Raw genomic sequence first — 22434 nt, 5'->3', positions numbered from 1 at the left:
TGAACTTAGTGAACTTTGCCGCTCACCCGCTGTTGCGCAGCGCCGTCGCGATCGCGTTGATCGACAGCAGGATGCCCTCGCCGATCCGCGCATCCGCCTCGCCCGCGCGGTGCCGTTTCAGCAGCTCGATCTGCAACAGGTTCAGCGGCTCGATATAGGGCGTGCGCAACCGGATCGATGCCTCGAGCGCCGGACTCTTCTCCAGCAGCCGGGTCTGGCGCGTGACCGACAACAGCCCGTCATGCGTCGCCTGCCAGCCGCCCTGGATCCGGCCGAAGATCGCATCCGACAGCGCCTTGTCCTCGACAAGACCCGCATAGCGCGCGGCGACGTCCATGTCGGACTTGGCGAGCACCATCTCCATATTGGCCAGCGTCGCGGCGAACAGCGGCCATGCGGTCGCCATCTCGCGCAACAACCCCTTGTCCTCGAACCCGGTCAGCGCCGCGCCGACCCCGTACCAGCCCGGCAGCATGATCCGCGCCTGTGCCCAGCTGAACACCCACGGGATCGCACGCAGATCCTCGATCGCGTCCGACTTCTTCCGGCTCGCCGGGCGCGATCCGATCTTCAGGCCGGCGATCTCGGCGATCGGAGTCGCCTGGCGGAAGAAGGTGGTGAACCCCTCGGTGCCATAGACGAGGCCGCGATAGGTCTTGAACGCGGTATCCGACAGCGTGTCCATTGCCGCCGCAAAGCGCGCTGCATCTGCGGGCGACAGCATTTCGGGTTCGAGGCTGGCGAGCAATGTCGCCGAGGTCATCGCCTCCAGATTCGTCACCGCACTGTCGCGCGTGCCGTACTTGGCGGCGATCACCTCGCCCTGTTCGGTGATGCGGATGCGGCCCTGCACCGTGTCATGCGGCTGCGCCCGGATCGCGGCGAAAGACGACCCGCCGCCGCGCCCCACCGCGCCGCCGCGCCCGTGGAACAGCTGCATGCCGATGCCCGCCTCCTCGAACACCGGCGCCAGCGCGGTGGACCCCTTCGACAGCTGCCACGTCGAGGTCAGGTAACCGCCATCCTTGTTCGAATCGGAATAGCCGATCATCACTTCCTGATGACCCCGCTTGCGGGCGATGGCGGCGACCTCGGGCAGCGCCAGCCACTTGGTCATGATGTCGGGCGCGGCTTCCAGATCGGCGACCGTCTCGAACAGCGGGATCGCCATGATATGCGCCTGCGGCTCCCCGCCCGGCACGTACAGGCCCGATTCCTTCAGCAGCAGATGAACCTCCAGCAGGTCCGACACCGACTGCGCCATCGACACGATGTAGTGGCGGATGCACTCGCGGCCGTAGCGGGCATGCGCCGCCGCCGCCTCGCGCAGGATCGCCAGTTCGGAGGCGGTCTGCTCCGAATAGTCGGCATAGGGGCTGACGAGCGGGCGCGGGCTTTCCAGCTCGCGCCGCAGCAGCGCCACCCGCGCCTCCTCGTCCAGCGCGACATAATCGTCCTCGACGCCCGCGACCTTCAGCAGTTCGGCGACGACGCTCTCATGGATCACGCTGTTCTGGCGCATGTCGAGCGTGGCGAGGTGGAAGCCGAACGTCTCGACTGCACGGATCAGCCGGCCGAGCGCCCCGCCGGTCGACAACGGCCCATTGCCCTGCTGCACCAGCCCGCGCGCCAGCGTGGCGAGGTCGGCGCGGAACGCCGCCGGATCGGCATAGGGCTCGCCGGTCAGGTTGCCCGGACGCGGCGCCGCCTTGCCGGTCAGCTTCTGGTGCGTGGCCGCCAGCCGGGCATAGATACCGCTGATCGCCCGACGGAACGGCTCGTCGGCACGGGATGCGGCATTGTCGCCGCTCTTGTCGGCCAGCGCCGCGATCGCCTCGTCCACGGCGACATGTTCGGTCGAGATCGACAGCTCGGCGCCCAGGCTGTGGAGCTGGTCCAGATAATAGCCGAGCACCGCCTCCGCCGCCTTGGCCAGCGCCAGGCGCATCGCCGCGGCATCGACGAACGGGTTGCCGTCGCGATCGCCGCCGATCCAGCTGCCGGGCTTCAGGAACGATGGCGGCCGCTCGCCCAGCACCCGCTCCCACCGGGCATAGAGCGCCGGGAGCGTCGGCAGGAAGATGTCGCGCAGATAGCTGAGCGCCGTCTCCACCTCGTCGGCGACGTACAGCCGCTCACGCCGCAGCACGCGGGTCTGCCACAGCAGCGCGATCTGGCGCAGGATCGCCTCGTCCACCCGGTCGCCTTCCGGCGTCTCGTCGCGACCCTGGTCCTTCAGTTCCATCAGGTCGGCGATGCGGTTCTTGTGGTCGATCATCGACTTGCGCCGCACCTCGGTCGGGTGCGCGGTCAGCACCGGCGCAATCAGGGCGTGGTCGAGCAAGGCCCGCACCGCATCCGCGCCGATCCCCTCGGCCTTCAGTTTCTCGATGGCGGTGGCGACATCCGCCCCCGGCTCGGCGGCGATGCCCTGCCGGTCCTCGGCCAGATTGGCGAGCATCGAGAACATCATGAACCCGCGCACGAACGCGATGGTGTCGTCGAGGCTGAGGCTGTCCAGCCCCAGGTCGATCGTATCCGCCCCGGCCACGCCGCGATGCCGGTCGACGGAGGTGGAGCGGATATGCTCGATCCGCTTGAACAGCGCCTCCCCGCCATAGGTACGGATGACATCGCCCAGCAGCCGGCCGAGGAAGCGGATGTCGGGATTGTTCGTGATGGGGGGCAGAGTCGTCATGGGGACACTTGCTGCAATGCGGCAGGATGCGGGTCAAGGCACGATGTCGCGGGTGGCCTAAAGCCTTGCCATCGCGTACATCGCTCACGCTGCACATGCTCGCGGCGGACCGTTCGAGGGAATTGACCGATGCCGACGCCGATGACTGCCTGGTGGCAGATCTGGACCGATGCCGCGCGCACCGGGCTGCAATTCTGGGAAACGCTTGCCGCCTCCGCCGTGGTCATCGATCGGCGGATGCCGATGATCGACGCCGGGATGCGCAATCCGTGGACCGCCGATCATGTCGAACTGACCGGCATGGTCACCGAAAAGGCGACCGCCTTCGCCAAGGCCGGTGACTCGCTGGCGGCCGACATGTCGGCGATGCAGGGCCTGTGGTTTCAGGCGATGCAGGACGCGTGGTTGCTCGGCACCGCCGGCCGCATGCCCTCGGCCAAGCGCGTGGCGGCAAGCAACGACCGCGCGATGCGGCTGGCGGCCGGGATGATCGGCGCGGGCGGCCGCGCGCTGACCCCGATCCATGCCAAGGCGACGGCGAACGCCAAGCGGCTGGGCGCGAAGCGGTAAGCCATTGCCATAGATCTTTTCGTCATTCCCGCGCAGGCGGGAATCCATATGCGCCGACGGTTCGTCTACATCGGGACGTCAGCGTCTATGGACTCCCGCCTTCGCGGGAGTGACGAATATGGGTGACATAGAGCGACTGGGACCGGTCCCCCAAAAGAGTCCGCAACCGCACATTGAACCGTTCGCCGCGCGTAACGTTTAAGCGGTCAGACCTTCGTTCAGGACGACCCGCGCCATTCCTCCGCCCCGCCCCGCCGCATCACTTGCGCCAGTCGAGCACGGGCCAGCCGCGCCTGCGTGCCAGTGCTTTCAGCGGCGCATGGGCGTTGACCGGGAACGGCTCGTCCGCCCATTCGAACACCGGCGCGTCGGACACATGGTCGCTGTAGAAGCGTACCGCGACATCGCCGCGCGCGATGCCCTGCCCTTGCGCCCACGCCTCGATCGCGCGCAGCTTGGCCGCGCCATAGCAATTCTCGCCGTCGATCCGCGCCAGCACGTCGCCGGTATCGCCCCGCGCGCAATCGGTGGCGATCACCGCGTCGAACCCCAGCAGCTGTGCGATCTCCTGCGCGTAGAAGCGGTAGGATGCGGTGGCGAGCACCAGCATCCGCCCCTCCGCCCGGTCCGCCTCGATCCGTGCCTTCGCCCCGTTGAGCAGACCGGTGGCGACCGTCGCTCGCGCAAAGGCGCGCGCCGTTTCGATCAGCCGGGCATCGGGCACCGCCCGGCCGAGCACGAGGCGGTGGGTCATCTCCTTCAACCGGTCGCGACCGTAGAATTTCAGCGCATAGCCCGCGACCGCGATGCCCGCGATGGGCAGCAGCCACAGCGCGCCGCGCCCCCGTTCCTTGAGCGCGTGGCGCAGGAACGGCGTCCATGTCGCGACGCGGGTGATGGTCTTGTCCATGTCATAGATGGCGAGGTCGCGGTGGCCCATGGCGCTTGCGCGTACCACCTTGCCGCGACGTCGCAAATCGCCGATGGATGCCATTGATGAGCGCTTCCGCCGATTTTTCGCACGACCGGACCGATGGCGGTGACGTGCTGCGGTTCACCGGCAACCTGTCGCTCAGCACGGTCGGCGACCTGCCCGACCGGCTGAGCGGCTATGACGGCAAGGTCGACCGCATCGACCTGTCGGGGGTCGACCGCATCGATACGGTCGGCGCATGGGTCATCCACCGCTTCGCCCGCGACCGCAACGTCACGATCGACGGGCTGAACGCCGACAGCCAGCATCTCTTCGACCAGGTGGCCGCCGCCGACGATCCCGTCGTGCGCAAGGACAAGGCGCTCAGCCCGCCCCTGCGCGCGCTGGAGGAGATCGGCGATGCGGTCACAGGCAGCGCCCGCCAGCTGCTCGGCCTGCTCGGCTTCATGGGTGCGACCGTCCTCGCCTTCCTGAACGTGCTGCGCCATCCGCGCCGCTTCCGCTTCAACGCGACGGTGCAGCGCTTCGAGGTCGTCGGCGTCTCGGCGCTGGGCATCATCGGACTGATGAGCTTCCTGATCGGCATGGTCATCGCGCAGCAGGGCGCGGTACAGCTGCGCCAGTTCGGCGCTGAGGTGTTCACGATCAACCTGATCGGGCGCCTGACCTTCCGCGAACTGGGCGTGCTGATGACCGCGATCATGGTCGCCGGGCGCTCCGGATCGGCCTTCGCTGCGCAGCTCGGCACGATGAAGCTGACCGAGGAAATCGACGCAATGCGTACCATCGGCGTGTCGCCGATGGAGGCGCTGGTCCTGCCGCGCGTCATCGCCGCGATCGTGATGATGCTGCTCTTGGGCTTCTACGCATCGATCATCGCGATCATCGGCGGCGGGCTGCTCAGCTGGGCGCAGCTTGGCATCCCGCCGATCACCTTCGTCACCCGCATTCGCGAAGTGGTGCCCATCACCGACCTCTATATCGGCCTGATCAAGGCACCGGTATTCGGCGCGATCATCGGCATTTCGGGCTGTTTCCACGGGATGCAGGTCGAAAGCGACGCCGAACAGGTCGGCAACCGCACGACCGCGGCGGTGGTGCAGGCGATTTTCCTCGTGATCGTGCTCGACGCCTTCTTCGCCATCTTCTTCGCATGGATCGGCTGGATATGAGCGACGACACCGACGCCATCATCCGCGTGCGCGGCCTCAAGAACCAGTTCGGCGAACAGGTCATTCACGAAAATCTCGACCTCGACGTGCGGCGGGGCGAAATCCTGGGCGTCGTCGGCGGGTCGGGCACCGGCAAGTCGGTGCTGATGCGCTCGATCATCGGGCTGCAAACGCCTGCCGCCGGCACGATCGAGGTGTTCGGCGAAAACACTATCGGCCGCGAAGAGACCGAAGCGACCGAGATCCGCAAGAAATGGGGCGTGCTGTTCCAGGGCGGTGCGCTGTTCTCCACGCTGACCGTCGCGGAAAACGTGCAGGTCCCGCTCAAGGAATTCTACCCGAAGCTCAAGCCTGCGCTGCTGGAGGAGATCGCCGGGTACAAGGTCGTCATGACCGGCCTGCCCGCCAATGCCGGCCCGAAATATCCGTCCGAACTGTCGGGCGGGATGAAGAAGCGCGCCGGCCTCGCCCGTGCGCTGGCGCTCGATCCGCAGCTGCTGTTCCTCGACGAACCGACCGCGGGATTGGACCCGATCGGCGCGGCGGCGTTCGACGAACTGACCGCCTCGCTGCAGAAGACGTTGGGGCTTACCGTCTTCCTCATCACCCACGACCTCGACACGCTGCACGCCATCTGCGACCGGGTGGCGGTGCTGGCGGACAGAAAGGTCATCGCCGTCGGCACGATCGACGAATTGCTCGCGCTGGATCACCCGTGGATTCAGGAATATTTCAATGGACCCCGTGGCCGTGCCGCCACCGATGCACAGGATCGCATTGCAAAGGCGCATGACCACAATCGCGATGCCGGAACCGAACCGGCCTCGCCGCAAGCCCAGAGGCGCTGATGGAAACCCGGTCGAACCATGTCCTTGTCGGCGCGGTGGTGCTGATCCTGCTGGTCATGCTGGCGCTGTTCACCGTGTGGCTCGCCCGCATCGGCGGCGGCCGTGAAAAGGAATATGACGTCTTCTTCAAACAGGCCGTCGACGGCCTCGCGAAGGGCTCGCCGGTCTCCTTCTCGGGCGTGCCGGTCGGTCAGGTCGAAGATATCGCGCTGTGGCCGAAGGATCCGCAATTCGTGCGCGTCCGGCTGAAGGTCAAGGACGAAACCCCAGTCCTGCTCGGCACGACCGCGACCATCGTCGGCAGCTTCACCGGCGTGTCGACCATTACGCTCGACGGCGCGGTCCGGGGCGCCCCGCCGATCGCCTGCCCCGAAACCAATCCCGAACAGCAATGCCCGATGGGCGTGCCGGTCATTCCGCCCAAGGCCGGCGGCGTCGCTGCGCTGCTCAGCTCCGCGCCGCAGCTGCTCGAACGCGTCACGACGCTGACCGAACGGCTGGCCGACGTGCTGTCGGACCGCAACCAGAACTCGATCGCCGCGATCCTCGACAGCACCAACCGGCTGACCGATGCGCTCGCCGATCGCGGTCCCGAAATCGCCGCGACGCTGGCCGAAACCCGCATCGCCATCCAGCGTGCCGGGGTCGCCTCGCAACAGATCGGCGAACTGGCCGCGACCACCAACGGCGTGCTGGCCAACGACATCCAGCCCACGATCCAGCAGCTTAATCGCACCATCGCCAGCGCACAGAAGAGCGCCGATACGCTCAACGAAGCGATCGGCGATGCGAAGCCGGGGCTGCAGGCGTTCAGCAAGCAGACGATCCCGCAGGTGAACCAGCTGGTCGGCGACCTGCGCGCGATGACCGGTGCGCTCGCCTCGGTCGCGGAAAAGGTCGATCAGGGCGGCGCCACGGCGCTGGTCGGTCGCTCGAAGCTGCCCGACTACGACCCGAAAAAGAAGTGACGCGGAAGACGAGGATGAGGCCCGCCATGAAGATGCTCTCGGTTCTGCTGCTCCTGCCGCTCGCGGCGTGCATCCGCTTCGGGGCGGAACCGCCGCCCGCACTGCTGACGCTGACCCCGGCCGCGCCGGTCGCCGCCGGGCAGACGCAGAACTCGGCCGCTGCGCGCTCGATCACCGTGCAGGTGCCGGTCGTCCCGCAGGAATTGGCGGTGACCCGCGTGCCGGTCCAGTCCAGCCCGACGACCATCGCCTATGTGAAGGAAGCGCAATGGGTCGAACCGCCCGCGCGCCTGTTCGCGCGGCTGCTGTCGGACACGCTGACCTCGCGCGCGAACATGGTCGTGCTCAGCCCGCGGCAGGGCTTCACCGATCCCGGCGCGCAGCTGTCGGGCGAACTGCGACAATTCGGCATCGACGCAACCCGCAACGAAGCGGTCGTCGTCTATGACGCGACGCTCCAGCGCGTGAACGCGACGACCTTCGAAAAGCGCCGCTTCGAAGCGCGCGTGCCGGTAACCGTGATCGACGCGAACAACGCCGGCCCTGCGATCAATCAGGCCGCGAACACCGTCGCCACCGCCGTCGCCGACTGGGTTCGTCGCTGATCTGATGCCCCTGCATAACTGGCTGCTGTTCGTGGCCGCCGTGATCGTGCTGTGCGGCACGCCCGGCCCGAACATGCTCCATGTCCTCTCCCGCAGCGTGGCGCTGGGCTGGCGCGGCAGCTTGCCGGCGATGGCCGGGTGCCTGACGGCTCTGGTCGGGGTGCTGGCGGCATCCGCGGCGGGGCTGACCGCGCTGCTGACCGCCGTACCCGGCCTGTTCGACGTGCTGCGCTATGCGGGGGCAGCCTATCTCGCATGGCTCGGTTTTCGCGCGCTGACCACACGCGCCGCATCGGCCGATGCGCCGTTGCCGGCGCTGCCGCCCGCGCGACTGTTCCGCGGCGGCTTTCTGGTCGGGATCAGCAATCCCAAGCTGCTGCTGTTCGCCACCGCCTTCCTGCCGCAGTTCGTCGACCAAGCCCGGCCACAGGCACCGCAGTTCGCGATCCTCGTCGCGACCTTCGCGCTGGTCGAATGCCTGTGGTACGCCGCCTATGCGCTGGGCGGCCGATCGATCGCCCGCCACCTGACCCGCCCGCGCGTCCGCCGCTGGTTCGACCGCGCGACTGGCGGCATCTTCCTCGGCTTCAGCGCCGCGCTGCTCGCCTCGCGCGTCTGATTTCTACCGGACCGGCGCCTTGCGGACCGGCGGCATCGCATTGCACACATCGGCCCCGCCCGCCGGCACCGTGAAGAACGGCGGCTCGCGATTCTCCCGCCCGCGCAGCCATGCGGCGAACCGCGCATTGTCGGCCGCGCGAAACTGATAATGCGGGCGCTGCGCAGCCGGCATGTCGCTGGCCAGCCGCACCGACAGGATCGGGGTCGGCACCTGATCCGGCGCATAGAAGCCCATATTGCCGGTCCCGCGCGGCAACGAGGACAGAAACTCCATCCCCTCGATCACCCGCCCAACCAACGCGATATTGCGGTCGAGATGCCGCGGCGCGTGGCCGATCACGGTGTACAGCTCCGCCCCGCTACCGGTGCTGGGCGCCATGTCCCGCCCGACCCCGACCATCGCATAGCAATGCGTCAGCCACGCCGCCTTGCCATCGCTCGCCACCGGCCAGCCATCCGCGCTATGCCCGCTCTTCGCCGCATAGGGGTCCGGCCGCGTCATCCGCGTCACCGCATCATAGCGGCTGCCGACATATTCGGCGGGCGGATTGGCGACGACACCGGCGGGCAGCGGCTTCTTCTCGGTCACGTCGCCCCATTGCGTGACGTAATTGTCCTGCACGCGGTACACCGACGTCCCGTCCCACCAATGCGCCCGCGCCAGCTTGCGCAGATTGTCGACATGGACCGGCGCGTAGCGCGGCGCCAGCCGGATCACGACCCGTCGGTTGCCGGCAAGCGTCATTACCATCAGTTCGTCATCGGGAATCGCCCGCCAGTCGGCCTCGACCGGATCGGCCGGCGCAGGCGGCGCCGCGGCAGATGCAGTGGACTGGAGCAGGGCGGCGATCAGCGAGACGATGTGCATGCGCCATGCTGGCACGCATATCGTCTGTCCTGCAACTGCCGCTTGCCAGAAATCGCGCCGCGCCCTAGGGAACCCACCTTCCGGCAATGCGGAGCGGTGGCCGAGTGGTCGAAGGCGCTCGCCTGGAAAGTGAGTATACGGCAAAACCGTATCGAGGGTTCGAATCCCTCCCGCTCCGCCATTCGACAAGGTCTTAGGCCGAACCCGCTAGGGCAACCGCAGGCAGCGACATGCCGGTCAGCCAGTCGCATCCGACGGACGCCCCCGCCCGTCAGATGCGACCGCTCGATCAAACCCGCAGCGGACCGTTGGCGACGGGCGGGTCGAATTGTGGGACGCCGTCGGCATCGTAGCGGACCGGTTGGACCCGCGTATGGCGGTTGGGATCGAATAGCGGGTCGCCGGTGATCTTTTCATAGTCGCGCGCGTGGAACACGATCATGTCGCGGCCGCGTTCGTCGACGGTGAAGCTGTTGTGGCCGGGACCGAAAATCCTGCGGGCCGGATCGGTCTTCATCACCGGTACCGGCGATTTGGTCCACGCCGTCGGGTCCATGATATCGGCATCGTCGCGCGCAGTCAGCATCCCCAGACAATAGCGCGCATCGGTGGCGCTGGCCGAATAGGTCATGAACAGCCGCCCGTTACGCGCCAGCAGCGCCGGCGCCTCGGCAACCTTGTAGCCCCGGATTTCCCATGGAAGCGTCGGCACGGTCAGCCGCGCAGGCTTCGCGGCCAGCGTCAGCGGCGTCGCCAGCGGTGCGAGGTACAGGTTCGAATTGGTGTCGATTCCCGGCTCGCGCTGCGCCCACGCCAGATAGCGGGTGCCGCGATGGACGAAGCTGGTCGAATCAAGGTTGAAGCTGTCCCATGGCGTCTGGAGCTGGCCCAGCACGGTCCAGTTGCCCATCATCGGATCGGGGCCATCGCACACCACGGCATAGGTGCGGATGCGGAACACATCCTCGCCGCCGCCGCTGGGGCCGGCGGCGAAATACATGATCCACTTGCCGTCGATCCAGTGCAGCTCGGGCGCCCACAGGAAGCCGGACATCGGCCCCTTCGCCTCATGCCGCCACAGCACCTTTTCCGACGCGTTGGTCAGGCCGCCGATGGTCCGCGCGCGCCGCAACACCAGCCGGTCATATTCCGGTACCGACCCGGTCAGGTAATACCAGCCATCGGTGTGGCGAAAAACCTGCGCATCGGCGCGGTTCTTGACCAGCGGGTTGACGATGCCGTTCGGGCGGCGGCGCTGCGCGAAGGCAGGCAGCGTTGCGGCGGCGGCAGTAACGGCCGCCCCGCTCAGGAACAGGCGGCGCGATAGCGGATCGGTCACGGGCATCTTCTCCTTCATTGCGCGGTCGGCCAGCCATCGCGGCCCCATTCGAGGGTCGCGACACGCAGGGTCGGCGCACCGTCATTGTCCTTGTCGTAGGCGTGATGGACGAGGCGGTCGACGCCATCGGTCCCACGATAATGGCCGGCGTGTCCCGGCCCGCGGAACCGTCTCTGTTCCTGCAGGTCGGCGCGCAGCAGGATCGTGCCGCCACCGGCCAGCATCGAGCTGCCGTCCTTGCCCAGATAGGGGCCGGTGATCGACTTCGATCGGCCGATCACGGTGTAATAGGTGCTGTTCACGCCTTTGCAGCAATAGTCGTAGCTGGCGATCAGCCAGTAATAGCCGCCACGGGCAAAGATATAGGGCGCCTCGATGATCGACGGTGCGCCGGCCGGCACCGGGCGGCTGGCGAGCGTCAAAGGTCTGGCGCGCGGGTTCAGTGGCTTGCCGGTGGCGCGGTCCAGCTCGACCAGCTTCAACCCGCTCCAGAAGCTGCCGAAGGACAGCCAGTGCCGCCCCTGGCCATCGGCGATGAACGCCGGGTCGATCGCATTGTAGTCGTCGGTGGGCATCGACTGCAGCACCACCCCCTCGTCCCGCCAGCCATAGCCGGGCGCGGCGGGGTCGAGCGTCATATTGGTGGCAAGCCCGATCGCCGAGCGGTTCGACCCGAAGGTCGAAACCGAATAATAGAGCCGGTAGCGCCCGTTCACGAAGGATATGTCGGGCGCCCACATGTTCTTCGCCCCCGGTATCGCCAGCACCGCCCAGTCGGGCAGCGTGGCGAAGGGCGGCGTGCCGGCGCGCCAGTGGACGAGGTCGGGCGAGGTGCGCGCCGCGATCAGCCCCTGCCCGTCCTTGCCGATCCCGGTCGAAAAGACGTGCCAGGTGCCGCCCTGCCGGATCAGGACCGGATCATGGACCGGGCGGATGTCACCGTCAGGCGCCGGGGCCTGGGCCATCGAGCCACCGGCCAGCAGCAGCGCGGCGAGCGGCGCGACGAACCGGGCCATGTTACTGCGCCACCGGCCAGCCATCGGCATCCCAGACCAGCTTCTGGATCTGCAGCGTCGGCGCGCCGTTCCGTTCGCGGTCATAGGCGTGATAGACGATGTGATCACCGGTTGATTCCTGCAACACGGCGACATGGCCGCGCCCGACATAGCGGGCATTGGTCCCCTGCCCCGATGCCAGCACCAGCGTGCCGCCGCCGTCGAGCATCGATTTGCCGCTCTTGTCGAGATACGGACCGGTTGGCGTCTTCGACCGGCCGACGACGGTGTTGTAGGTGCTGTCCGCGCCCTTGCAGCAGCTGTCGAACGACGCGAACAGATAATAATAGTCGCCGTGCCGCACCACGAACGGCGCCTCGATCGCGCCGGGCGACGGACGGCTGGCCAGTGCGTAGACCGTCTGGTCGCTGGCGAGGCGCAGGCCGGTAGCGGGATCGAGCCGCACCATCTTGATGCCACTCCAGAAGCTGCCGAAGGCCATCCATTCGCGGCCATCGGCATCGGTGAACACCGCCGGATCGATCGCGTTGAAATTGTCGGACGTGCTCGACTGGATGACCGGGCCCTTGTCGGTCCAGCCTGTCGAGGGGGTGTTGGTGTTCAACGCATTGGTGGTGGTCAGGCCGATCGCCGAGCGGTTGCTGCCGAAGGTCGAGACCGAATAATAGAGGCGGAACTCGCCACCGCGCTTGACGATATCGGGCGCCCAGATGCCGCTGGTGCCCGGCACCGCCGTCGTCGCCCAGGCGGGCAACGCCGTGTAGGCCGGCCCGCGCCACGTCCACCCCTTCAGGTCGGTCGAGGTGCGCGTCGCCAGCAGCCCTTCGCGATCGCTGACCGAACCGGTCGCGAACAGGTAATAGGTGTTGCCGTCCTTGATGATCGCAGGGTCGTGTACAGGCATGGTATCGCCGGTCAGCGCCAGCCCGACCGGCGTCGGGCTGGCCGTGGGAGTCGGTGTAGGCGTGGGCGTCGGGGCCGGCGCGGCGGGCGCCTTGATATTGCCGCTGGCATCGCTGCCGGAAATACCGTTGCAGCCGGCGAGAAGGACGAGGGCGGCGAGCGGAAGGGTGGACCGGATCATGGGTGGGTCACTCCGTCAGAATAGAATGGGATCGCGAAGGGCGGCGGGGCGCTGGCCCCGCCCGCCCGGTCAGTCGAACGCGTAGCGCAGGCCGACCGCGAAGGTCCGCGACAACAGCGTGGTGCCGAGATTGAACTGGTTCTGGTTCCCGGCATCCTCGAACTTGTAATAGTTCTGCTGCGTCTGGCTGGTCAGGTTGACCGCATCCAGCGTCAGGCCCAGCCGCTTGGTGACGTCATAGGTCAGCTGGAAATCGAGGCTGCTTTCGGGCCGCCGCCATACGCCGATCGGGTTGGCGAACAGCCGCGCCTCGTTATTGCCGAGGAACGCCTTGCGCCAGACATAGGACAGGCGGGCGCCCAGACCGCCCTTATCATAGGCGAGCGTTGCATTGTACGACAGGTCGGACACGCCGAAGAATGCCGATTCGGTTTCGGCGACGATGTTGCCGTTCTGGTCCGAGATGGGGATGTTCTGCTTGGAATCGAGCAGCGTCATGCTGCCCTGGAAGCCGAAGCCGTCCAGCACCCAGGGCAGATAGGTCGGGAAATAGGTCAGGCCCAGCTCGATGCCCTTCAGCACGCCGTTCGATGCGTTTTCGGGACGGGTCACGGCAAAGCGGTTGGTGTTCAGCCCGGTGCCGGGGATGACCAGCAGCGAGGTGACCGGCACGACCAGCCCATCGATCTCGCGACGGAAGGCGGTGGCGTAGAGCGCACTGTTGCGTTCGAAATACCATTCGGCCGACAAGTCGTAGTTGCGCGCGGTGGTCGGGCGCAGGTTCGGATTGCCGGCGCTGCCGCTGCCGCGCCCGACATTGGTCAGGTCGCCGACCAGGTTGGGATTGGGGTTGAGATCGCCGAACGCCGGACGGCGCAGCGTCTCACCATAATTGAAGCGGATGCGGAAATCGTCGGTGATCTCGTAGCGCAGCGTGGCGCTCGGCAGGAAACGGCTGGTGCCGTTCGACGCGCTGGTCACCCGGCCGTTATAGCGGTCGGTAAAGACGAAATTGGTGTCGACATCGGTGTAGCGCACGCCCGCCTGGACGAAGAACGGTCGTCCGAACAGGTCGAACTGCCCGTCCGCCATCGCATAGGCGGTCATCGTGATCTCGTTGATGTCGAACACATCGGTCAGGCTGAGCGCGTTCGACAGCTTGAACCCCGGTGCGACGCTGCCCTTGTAGAGCTGGCGGATCGCATCGACATTTTCGTAGATATAGGTGCCGTTGGGGACCAGCCACGACGTCGGCACGCTGGCGCGCCCGTCGAAAAAGTCCTTGTTGAGCAATTGCAGGCCCGGATCGAGCGTCGACAACCGCCGACCGAGCCCGGGCGCGTCCTGCGCCCGCACCGAATCCATCGCATTGCGATCGTCGATGCGGATGCCGGCCTTCACGCGGCGCAGGAAGCCTTCGTCCCAGCGGTTCTCACCATCCAGATGCAGGGTAAGGGCGTCACCCTTCGACCGGTTGGCGTTGTCGTAGAATTCGCCGACATTCCACTGGGTCGGGTCGGTCAGCAGCGCGTTGTTGTCGAAATTATAGGCGGGAATGCCGTTGCGGGTGTTGAAGTCGACATCGATCCGCTTGGCCACGCGATCGATCCGCATCGCCAGGAACTGCGTGTCGAACTGGCTGTTCTGGTACGACAAGTCGGCGGTGATCCGCGCATTGTCACCGACCTTCCAGTCGCCGTTCAGCGCATAGACGAAGCTGTTGGTCTTCGACCGGGTATAGTCGCCGCTGTTGAAGCCATAGACGTCGCCGACCGAGCGCGCCTTGATGATGTTGGTGTCGGGATACAGCTCGATCGTCGATTTGGGGTTGGCGCCAAGCGACCCCCACCAGTCGACGAAGCTGAAGAACAGGCTGTTCTGCGTCGTCGCGCTGAACTGGTTCCAGAAGACTTCGGCGGTGTAGGTCGAGCTGTTGTTCGGCGACCATTGCACCGCGGCGTTGACCGCCGGACGCTCGCGCGTGCCGGCGACGTCGGGGCTGAACACCGCGTCGCGCGACAGATAATAGGGCACCTGCCGCCCACCGAGCAGGAAGGTCGATCCGGCGGCATAGGGCAGGCCGCGCTCGGTCCCGGGCACCCAGGCGCCGCTTTCGGGGAAGACCCGCTGCAACGGGGTGAAGCCCGGCGGCGGGTTTTCGGTCACAAACGGCACCATCGCGCCCGACGTCACGCTCATGTCGCGGAACTTCGTGCGCGCATAGCTGCCGCTGACCAGCACGCCGATGTCGCCGATCCCGGTTTCCCAGCGGTTGCTGATCAGGCCCGATACGTTCGGGTTAAAGCTGTCGGCCTGTTCGTTGTAGATGCCGCGCGCGACGCCCGAGATGGCGAAGCCGTTGAAATCGAACGGACGCCGGGTGAACACGTCGATCTGTCCGGCAATGCCGGTTTCGATCTGGTCGGCGGCGCGCGTCTTGTACACGTCGATCCGCTTGACGAGGTTCGCCGGAATATCGGCCAGCGCAAAGGCCTGACCCGATGCGGTAAAGATGTTGCGCCCGTTCATGGTGGTCAGCGCGTCGGGCAGGCCGCGGATCGAGATCGCCGCCGCTTCGCCGCCGGTGCGGTTCGTGACCTGCACGCCGCTGATCCGCTGCAACGCTTCGATCGCATTGTTGTCGGGCAATTTGCCGACATCCTCGGCCACGATCGAGTCGACGACCTGCGTCGCGTTGCGCTTGACGTTCAGCGCGCCGACGATCGAGGCGCGGACCCCGGTGACGACGATTTCATCCTCGGCTTCGGACGTGACCGACGCGACATCCGGCGACGACTGGACTTCCGATGTGTCCTGTGCCGATGCCGGTGATGGCAGAAATGCCAAGGCCGAAACCGACGCCAGAATCGTAGCTATGCCGCGCATATATCCCCCCCAAACGATTTTCTGTTTTTATAATACTCTGACAAATATCAGCTGATTGCGTGTTGGCAATCGAAAAAAAGCGGCACAGCTTCGGATCATCGCGCCGTTATCGCTAACAACAACTGGACGCGATTACCGAAGAGAGGCCGGACTGTTCGGCGGATTCGTTTGTCTGACTATCGGATGCCGATGGTCGATATGCTCGATGGTGCATGACCGGCATAGTGGCAGCGGCGGCGGCGAAGCGGTACGAAGGCGTCATGCCGATCGTCGCCTTGCTCGCCGCTGCCACGGCGCAACCCGTTGCCGAAGTGCGCGTCGCGTTCGACCGACAGGGCGAAACGGCGGTCGTCACGCGTGGACTGGCCGATATCGCCGCGAACCGTCCGGTCACCGCCGATGATCCGGTCCGCGTCGCGTCCATTTCCAAGCTGGTAACGGCGATCGCGGTGTTGCGACTGGTCGATGCCAAGCGGCTCGATCTCGATGCGGACGTATCCGATCTGCTCGGCTGGCGGCTGCGGCATCCGCGTTTTCCCGACGTGCCGATCACGCTGCGGATGCTGCTGTCGCACCGGGCGGGGATCGTCGACGGGGTCGATTATGTCCTGCCGCTCGATGCCGAACTGGCCCCGGTGCTAGCGGATCCGAAAGCATGGGACGCCGCCCATGCGCCGGGTACGTGGTTCGCCTATGCCAATCTGAACTTCCCGATCGTCGCGAGCGTGATCGAACGCGCGACCGGCGAACGGTTCGACCGGGCGATGCAGCGGCTGGTGTTCGCGCCGCTGGGTATCGAGGCCTGCTATAACTGGGCGAGTTGCGCGCCGGGCGTGTCGGCGCGGGCGGTGGTGCAGTATCGCGCGGGCAAGCCGACCAAGGACGACCATCATGGCCGCCCGCCCGCCTGCCCGGTCGAGCCGGCGCGCGACGGTTCGTGCGACCTGTCGCGGTGGCGTGCGGGGGTGAACGGGGCGATGTTCTCGCCGCAAGGGGGGCTGCGCATCTCGGCGCGGGGGCTGGCGGCGATCGGGCGGATGCTGTTGCGCCGGGGCCAGGGGGACCGCGGGCGATTGTTGTCCCCACGCGCCTTTGCCCTGCTGACCACGCCGCAATGGACCTGGGACGGGACCAACGGCGACACCGGCAGCGATGCGACGACGGGAGCGAAACAGGCGGGGTTCATGTGCCGCTATGGGTTGGCGGTGACGTTCCTTGCGACGCCGGTGCGGGGGTGCCGTGACGACCCGTTCGGCGACGGGCGGATGCGGATCGGTCATGCCGGTGACGCCTATGGCCTGCGCTCGGGGCTGTGGGTCGATCTGCGGCGCGGGACCGGCGTCGCCTATTTCGCGACCGATGTGCCGGTGGCGGCGGCGACGGGGTCGGCGTTTACGCCGACCGAGGAGCGGTTGGCACGGGGAAGGTGATTTTGCCTCCCCTGCTCCCTTCGCGCCCCACCCCCGACCCCCGACCCCGTTTGCTTCGAGCGCAGGTTCGAGCCTGTCGAGAACCGTAGTCGAGAAGGGGTTGCCCCGAACACAGGGTTCTCGACGGACGCTTCTCGACAAGCTCGAAACTGCTCGAACCGAACGGGGGTAACAAAACCGAGCGGACGTGGCCCCTCAATGCTTCTTCGGCAGGACGTGCAGTACGCCGGCGATGACCCCGCCGATCAGGACGCCGAACACCGCCGCGCCGGCCGCGTTGACGATCCATTCCAGCACCCCGCCCAGCCCCGGCACCGCCTCGGCCACATGATGCGCGGTGTCGTGGACGAGGTGCGGCAACGTGGCGAAGCCGAACTCCTCCAGCCCGTGCAGGATGATCTGCCCGCCGACCCACAGCATCGCCGCCGTGCCGATCAGCGCCAGCGCCTTGAGCACCACCGGCATCGCCTTCACCAGCCCGCGCCCGACACTCTGCGCCAGCGCGCTCGACCGGCGGGCCAGCGCCAGCCCGATATCGTCCATCTTCACGATCAGCGCGACGACGCCGTACACGCCGATGGTGATCGCGATGCCGACCACCGCCAGCGCGATGCCCTGCATCCAGATCGACAGCGCGGGCAGTTCGTTGAGCGCGATGATCATGATTTCCGCCGACAGGATCATGTCGGTGCGGATCGCGCCGCTGACCTGCGTACGCTCCAGCTCGGCCGGGTCGGTCGGGGTCGCCGCTTCCTCGGCATGATGACCGCCGAACAGCGGGGCGAGGACCTTTTCCGCCCCCTCGAAGCACAGGAACGCGCCGCCCGCCATCAGGATCGGGGTGATCGCCCAGGGCGCGAAGAATTTGAGGATCAGCGCGGCGGGCAGCAGGATCAGCAGCTTGTTGCGCAGCGACCCCAGCGCGATCTTGCCGATGATCGGCAGTTCGCGCGCAGGCGACAGGCCGACGACATAGCGCGGGGTGACCGCAGCATCGTCGATCACCACGCCCGCCGCCTTGGCCCCGGCGCGTCCGGCCGCCGCGCTCACATCGTCGAGCGATGCCGCCGCCAGCTTCGCGATCGCCGCGATATCGTCGAGCAGCGCAACCAATCCACCAGCCATCGCCTGTCCCCTAGTTCCTCGGCCCGACCGGTAGCGGCAGCCGTGCGGCAACGCCATGGACAGTGGGCCACAAATTTTTTGGTTAACGGGTCGAATGGCTCGACGACGTCCGCCAAGCATGACAAATTTGATGCGCGATCGTATCAAACCATTGCTGGCGCGCCGCTTTATGGAAAGTGCCGTCATCGACACACGCATAACATCGAGGCCAGTATCGGCGTCTTGCGGGTCCGCGGTTAACATCCCTTCGGGAATAGTTAAAATCCCGGCAAGGTCTTCTTAAAGCCGGGTCTCTACGTGGTGTCGTATACGAGTAGGCCTAATTCCGTAATTTGCGGACTTCGGCTCTCGCATAAGGTCGGGAGAGAAGTATGCGGTCGACAATCAAGGCGAAGCTGGGAGTGACGTTCGCCATCATCGTGACGATGCTGATTGCCATCGTCGCGATCGGCGTCAGTCAGATGTCGCACATGAATACGGATATCGTCGACGTCATCGACGGCCCGGCCAAGCGACAGGCCCGGTCGCTGCGCGTACAGGTTGAGGTGAACGAAATCATTCGCCTCGAAAAGAACATGGCCCTGTCGAAGGATCCGGCACAGGTCCGCGAGTTCGATCAGGAATCGCTATCCAAGATCGCGGCGACCAGCGACCTGATCCGACAGGCGGTGGAAAACGCGTCGGCGACCGCGAAGCCGCGCTGGACCGAAGTCTCGGTGGCATGGGAAAAAGTCAAACAGATCAATCAGAACGTCCGCACCCTTGCTCTTGCAGGCAAGGGCGACGATGCAGGGCTCCTGTCGCTTTCTCAATCCCGCGACGCCGTCAAGAATATGTACGGCTCGCTCGACGAAATCGTTTCGATCAACGATGGCTTGATGACCGAGGCAAAGACCAAGACCGCCGCCAGCTATGAAGATGCGCGGACGATGCTGGTCGGTGTCGCCATTGCTGCAATCCTGATCGCGGTCGGCAGCGCGGTGTGGGTCAGCCTGATCGTGTCGCGTGGCCTGAAGCAGTTGGGCAGCGCGCTGACCCAGGTCGCCGGTGGTGATCTGACCCAGACGATCACGGTGCGGAGCAACGACGAGATCAAGGATTTGGTCGACACGACCAATTCGATGATCGAGCGGCTGCGCAGCGTGGTCGGCAACAGTTCGCTGGCGGCGGACAGTGTCGCGGGGGGCAGCCAGCAGCTCTCCGCCTCGTCGGAACAGGTCAGCCAGGGCGCGACCGAACAGGCTGCCGCTGCCGAGGAAGCATCCGCTTCGATGGAAGAGATGGCCGCCAACATTAAGCAGAACGCCGACAATGCCGCCCAGACCGAGAAGATCGCGCGCCAGTCGTCGAAGGACGCCGAGGCGAGCGGCGTCGCGGTCGACCGTGCGGTCGGTGCGATGCGGGTCATCGCCGAGAAGATCGGCATCGTGCAGGAAATCGCCCGCCAGACCGACCTGCTGGCGCTGAACGCGGCGGTCGAGGCGGCGCGCGCCGGCGAACATGGTCGCGGCTTCGCGGTCGTCGCATCGGAAGTCCGCAAGCTGGCCGAACGCAGCCAGACCGCCGCTGCCGAAATCAGCGCGGTGTCGGGCGACACGGTGCAGGCCGCGGCACAGGCAGGCGAGATGCTGACCAAGCTGGTCCCCGACATCCGCCGGACCGCCGAACTGGTCGCCGAGATCAGCGCCGCATGCCGTGAACAGGATATCGGCGCGTCACAGATCAACCAGGCGCTGCAACAGCTCGACACCGTCACGCAGCAGAACGCGTCGGCATCCGAACAGATCACCTCGACCTCCGAGGAACTGGCGGGTCAGGCAGAGGAGCTACAGCAGAGCATTTCCTTCTTCCGCGTCGACGACGGCAGCGGCAAGGCGGCGAAGCGCCCGGCGGCACGCAAGCCGGTGGCCGCCAAGCCCAAGGCGGCCGCCCGAGCCAAGCCCAACTCGGTCGCCGACCAGCAGGCCCGCGCGCGCGGCTTCGCGCTCGACCTGACCCAGGGCGGCCCGGATAGCGACGACGTGACCTTCGAACACGCCGCCTGACCGGACGGCACCGCCCGAACCGACGATCCGCCGCGTCTTTCACCAAAGCCGGCGGATCGCCCTCCCCTTCGCGACGGCGCGTCACGCCAACGGCGAAGGGACCACGCATCAAACGCCCGCAAACAATATCTCAATTTTTGAGATTTAGTCTGGCGGACAACACCCGGGGAATAATGGGTGACCGGAAACCAGACATGTTAGGGAATTCGATGAAACGCGTTACGATAAAGACCAAGCTATCCGCGACATTCGGAGTCGTATTGTTGATGATGCTGGCGATCATCATCCTCAGCGTCTCGCGAATGTCGGCGATGAACAGCGGCCTGGTCGACGTGATCGAAGGCCCGGCGACGCGACAGGTTCGCAATCTCAATATCAAGGTGGCGTTGCTCGATATCGTGCGGTTCGAAAAGAACATGGCACTGACCGATGACGACGCCCAGAATCGCGAATTCGCAAACAGCGCGGCCACCCGGGTTACCGAACTCGATTCGCTGCTGAGCGATGCGATGGCCAATTCGACCGAACGGTCGAAGGCCGATTGGGCGACGGTCGCGAACAACTGGAACGAATATAAGGCGATCAACGCCCGGATCCGCCAACTGGGCCTGGAAAACAGGAATGCCGAGGCCGCGCGCCTGAGCCTGACCGATGCACGCGACCGGGTGGTGACGATCGCCAAGACGCTGGACGTCCTGATCGGACGCAGCACGTCGCGCATGGAAGAGGCCAAGGCCGAGGCCGCCGCAGCCTATAGCCAGGCCCGCCTGATCCTGATCGTTGCCGGGCTGCTCGCCTGCGCAATCGCCATCGCCGGCGCGCTGTGGATCAGCCGGATCGTTGCGCAGGGGCTGAAGCGGGTCAGCGTCGCGCTGGACGCGGTCGCGGTCGGCGACCTCGACAAGGAGGTCGTCGTCACCAGCAATGACGAGATCAAGGACCTGGTCGACACCGTCAACCGCATGACCGCGTCGCTGCGCAAGTCGGCAGAACTGGCCGATACGATCGCGCTGGGCGACCTGTCGGTCGACCACAAGCCGCTGTCGAACGAGGACCGGCTGGGCCATGCGATGGTCAAGATGGTCGACGGCCTGCGCCAGTCGGCGGCACTGGCCGACACCATCGCGCTGGGCGACCTGTCGGTCGATGCGAAGCCGCTGTCGGACAAGGACCAGCTGGGCCATGCGGTGGTGTCGATGCTCGCCGGTCTGCGCAAGTCGGCCGCGCTGGCCGATACCATCGCCGCGGGCGACCTGACCGTCGATCACCAGCCGCTGTCGGACAAGGACCAGCTGGGCAACGCGCTGGTGTCGATGACCAAGCGGCTGCGCAATGTCGTGGGCGACGCGACCGCCGCTGCCGACAATGTCGCGGGCGGCAGCCAGCAGCTCTCCGCCTCGTCGGAACAGGTCAGCCAGGGCGCGACCGAACAGGCCGCCTCTGCCGAGGAAGCCTCCGCTTCGATGGAAGAGATGGCGGCGAACATCAAACAGAATGCCGACAATGCCGCCCAGACCGAAAAGATCGCGCGCCAGTCGTCGAAGGACGCCGAAACGAGCGGCATCGCGGTCGATCGCGCGGTAGGTGCGATGCGGACCATCGTCGAAAAGATCGGCATCGTGCAGGAAATCGCGCGTCAAACCGATCTGCTGGCGCTGAACGCAGCGGTGGAGGCGGCGCGTGCCGGCGAACATGGCCGCGGCTTCGCGGTCGTCGCATCCGAAGTCCGCAAGCTCGCCGAACGCAGCCAGGCGGCAGCCGCCGAGATCAGTTCGGTGTCGAGCGATACGGTGCAGGCGGCGGCGCAGGCCGGCGACATGCTGACCAAGCTGGTCCCCGACATTCGCCGGACCGCCGAGCTGGTCGCCGAGATCAGCGCCGCATGCCGCGAACAGGATATCGGCGCATCGCAGATCAACCAGGCGCTGCAACAACTCGACACGGTGACGCAGCAGAACGCGTCGGCAGCCGAACAGATCACCTCGACCTCCGAGGAACTGGCGGGTCAGGCCGAGGAGCTGCAGTCGAGCATCGCCTTCTTCCGGGTCAAGGCCGAACGCCACGAAGCGACGCGGCGCCCGGTGCGCAAGCCGGCCAAGGCGGCGGCGCCCAAGACGAGGATCAACACCGTCGCCGACCAGCAGGCCCGCGCGCGCGGCTTTGCGCTCGACCTGACGCAGGGCGGGCCGGACGACGACGACGACGCTTTCGGACAGGCAGCCTGA

The 22434-nt window shown here is 66.4% G+C and carries 16 protein-coding genes, 1 tRNA gene and 1 pseudogene; 10 read left to right on the top strand and 8 right to left on the bottom strand.

What is annotated here, in order from left to right; translation table 11 throughout:
- Nucleotides 1-22 precede the first annotated feature (22 nt).
- Entirely contained in the window at nucleotides 23-2698 is a 2676-nt protein-coding gene (gene ppc / locus CA237_RS07000; RefSeq protein WP_066691720.1) for a phosphoenolpyruvate carboxylase, read from the bottom strand.
- Between the two features lie 129 nt (nucleotides 2699-2827).
- Between ppc and CA237_RS06995 the strand changes: the two genes are divergently transcribed.
- On the top strand, nucleotides 2828-3268 hold the full coding sequence (locus tag CA237_RS06995; protein WP_066691722.1) for a hypothetical protein: 441 nt from the start codon (nucleotides 2828-2830) through the stop codon (nucleotides 3266-3268).
- Between the two features lie 259 nt (nucleotides 3269-3527).
- Here CA237_RS06995 and CA237_RS06990 read toward each other — a convergent pair whose 3' ends face one another.
- Entirely contained in the window at nucleotides 3528-4262 is a 735-nt protein-coding gene (locus tag CA237_RS06990; RefSeq protein ID WP_232308010.1) for an HAD-IB family hydrolase, read from the bottom strand.
- Nucleotides 4263-4264: 2 nt separating this feature from the next.
- Between CA237_RS06990 and CA237_RS06985 the strand changes: the two genes are divergently transcribed.
- The 5 genes from CA237_RS06985 to CA237_RS06965 are packed head-to-tail and all read left to right on the top strand — an operon-like array spanning nucleotide 4265 to nucleotide 8414.
- The gene (locus CA237_RS06985; RefSeq protein ID WP_066691723.1) at nucleotides 4265-5374 is read left to right on the top strand and encodes an ABC transporter permease; all 1110 of its coding nucleotides are present in this window, start codon (nucleotides 4265-4267) and stop codon (nucleotides 5372-5374) included.
- Nucleotides 5371-6222: an ABC transporter ATP-binding protein gene (locus CA237_RS06980; protein ID WP_198158585.1), complete on the top strand. Its 852-nt coding sequence runs from the start codon at nucleotides 5371-5373 to the stop codon at nucleotides 6220-6222. The genes CA237_RS06985 and CA237_RS06980 overlap by 4 nt, the downstream gene beginning before the upstream one ends.
- Entirely contained in the window at nucleotides 6222-7190 is a 969-nt protein-coding gene (locus CA237_RS06975; RefSeq protein WP_066691728.1) for an MlaD family protein, read from the top strand. The genes CA237_RS06980 and CA237_RS06975 overlap by 1 nt, the downstream gene beginning before the upstream one ends.
- A gap of 26 nt (nucleotides 7191-7216) precedes the next feature.
- Nucleotides 7217-7795: an ABC-type transport auxiliary lipoprotein family protein gene (locus CA237_RS06970; protein ID WP_126013470.1), complete on the top strand. Its 579-nt coding sequence runs from the start codon at nucleotides 7217-7219 to the stop codon at nucleotides 7793-7795.
- A 4-nt stretch (nucleotides 7796-7799) separates the two neighbouring features.
- Entirely contained in the window at nucleotides 7800-8414 is a 615-nt protein-coding gene (locus CA237_RS06965; protein ID WP_066691731.1) for a LysE family translocator, read from the top strand.
- A 3-nt stretch (nucleotides 8415-8417) separates the two neighbouring features.
- On the opposite strand, the gene CA237_RS06960 is transcribed toward CA237_RS06965, so the two are convergent.
- Nucleotides 8418-9284 (bottom strand): peptidylprolyl isomerase, encoded by an 867-nt coding sequence (locus CA237_RS06960; protein ID WP_066691733.1) that lies wholly within the window; start codon nucleotides 9282-9284, stop codon nucleotides 8418-8420.
- Between the two features lie 90 nt (nucleotides 9285-9374).
- Here CA237_RS06960 and CA237_RS06955 point away from each other — a divergent pair.
- Nucleotides 9375-9465: transfer RNA gene (locus tag CA237_RS06955), tRNA-Ser, on the top strand.
- A gap of 117 nt (nucleotides 9466-9582) precedes the next feature.
- Here CA237_RS06955 and CA237_RS06950 read toward each other — a convergent pair.
- From CA237_RS06950 to CA237_RS06935, 4 genes and pseudogenes are all read right to left on the bottom strand, one after another.
- A pseudogene (locus tag CA237_RS06950) lies at nucleotides 9583-10623 on the bottom strand (glycoside hydrolase family 43 protein); the annotation flags it as partial.
- A gap of 14 nt (nucleotides 10624-10637) precedes the next feature.
- On the bottom strand, nucleotides 10638-11639 hold the full coding sequence (locus CA237_RS06945) for an arabinan endo-1,5-alpha-L-arabinosidase (RefSeq protein WP_066691735.1): 1002 nt from the start codon (nucleotides 11637-11639) through the stop codon (nucleotides 10638-10640).
- A 1-nt stretch (nucleotide 11640) separates the two neighbouring features.
- Nucleotides 11641-12723: an arabinan endo-1,5-alpha-L-arabinosidase gene (locus tag CA237_RS06940; RefSeq protein ID WP_126013464.1), complete on the bottom strand. Its 1083-nt coding sequence runs from the start codon at nucleotides 12721-12723 to the stop codon at nucleotides 11641-11643.
- A 69-nt stretch (nucleotides 12724-12792) separates the two neighbouring features.
- Nucleotides 12793-15609: a TonB-dependent receptor gene (locus CA237_RS06935; RefSeq protein ID WP_066691739.1), complete on the bottom strand. Its 2817-nt coding sequence runs from the start codon at nucleotides 15607-15609 to the stop codon at nucleotides 12793-12795.
- Between the two features lie 212 nt (nucleotides 15610-15821).
- Here CA237_RS06935 and CA237_RS06930 point away from each other — a divergent pair, with 212 nt between their 5' ends.
- Nucleotides 15822-17039, top strand: coding sequence for a serine hydrolase domain-containing protein (locus CA237_RS06930; RefSeq protein ID WP_232308012.1), 1218 nt, complete (start codon nucleotides 15822-15824; stop codon nucleotides 17037-17039).
- 195 nt (nucleotides 17040-17234) lie between these two features.
- On the opposite strand, the gene CA237_RS06925 is transcribed toward CA237_RS06930, so the two are convergent.
- Nucleotides 17235-18164 carry a DUF808 domain-containing protein gene (locus CA237_RS06925; RefSeq protein ID WP_066691741.1) on the bottom strand — a complete coding sequence of 310 codons (930 nt, stop codon included), beginning with the start codon at nucleotides 18162-18164 and terminating at the stop codon, nucleotides 17235-17237.
- 371 nt (nucleotides 18165-18535) lie between these two features.
- Here CA237_RS06925 and CA237_RS06920 point away from each other — a divergent pair, with 371 nt between their 5' ends.
- On the top strand, nucleotides 18536-20209 hold the full coding sequence (locus CA237_RS06920) for a methyl-accepting chemotaxis protein (protein ID WP_066691751.1): 1674 nt from the start codon (nucleotides 18536-18538) through the stop codon (nucleotides 20207-20209).
- A gap of 209 nt (nucleotides 20210-20418) precedes the next feature.
- Nucleotides 20419-22434 carry a methyl-accepting chemotaxis protein gene (locus CA237_RS06915; RefSeq protein ID WP_066691754.1) on the top strand — a complete coding sequence of 672 codons (2016 nt, stop codon included), beginning with the start codon at nucleotides 20419-20421 and terminating at the stop codon, nucleotides 22432-22434.

Origin of the sequence: Sphingomonas sp. ABOLH (assembly GCF_003951715.1) — a bacterium.
Classification (GTDB): domain Bacteria; phylum Pseudomonadota; class Alphaproteobacteria; order Sphingomonadales; family Sphingomonadaceae; genus Sphingomonas; species Sphingomonas hankookensis_A.
The sequence above is the reverse complement of the archived record's forward strand: the minus strand, read 5'-3'. Positions and strand labels throughout refer to the sequence as shown.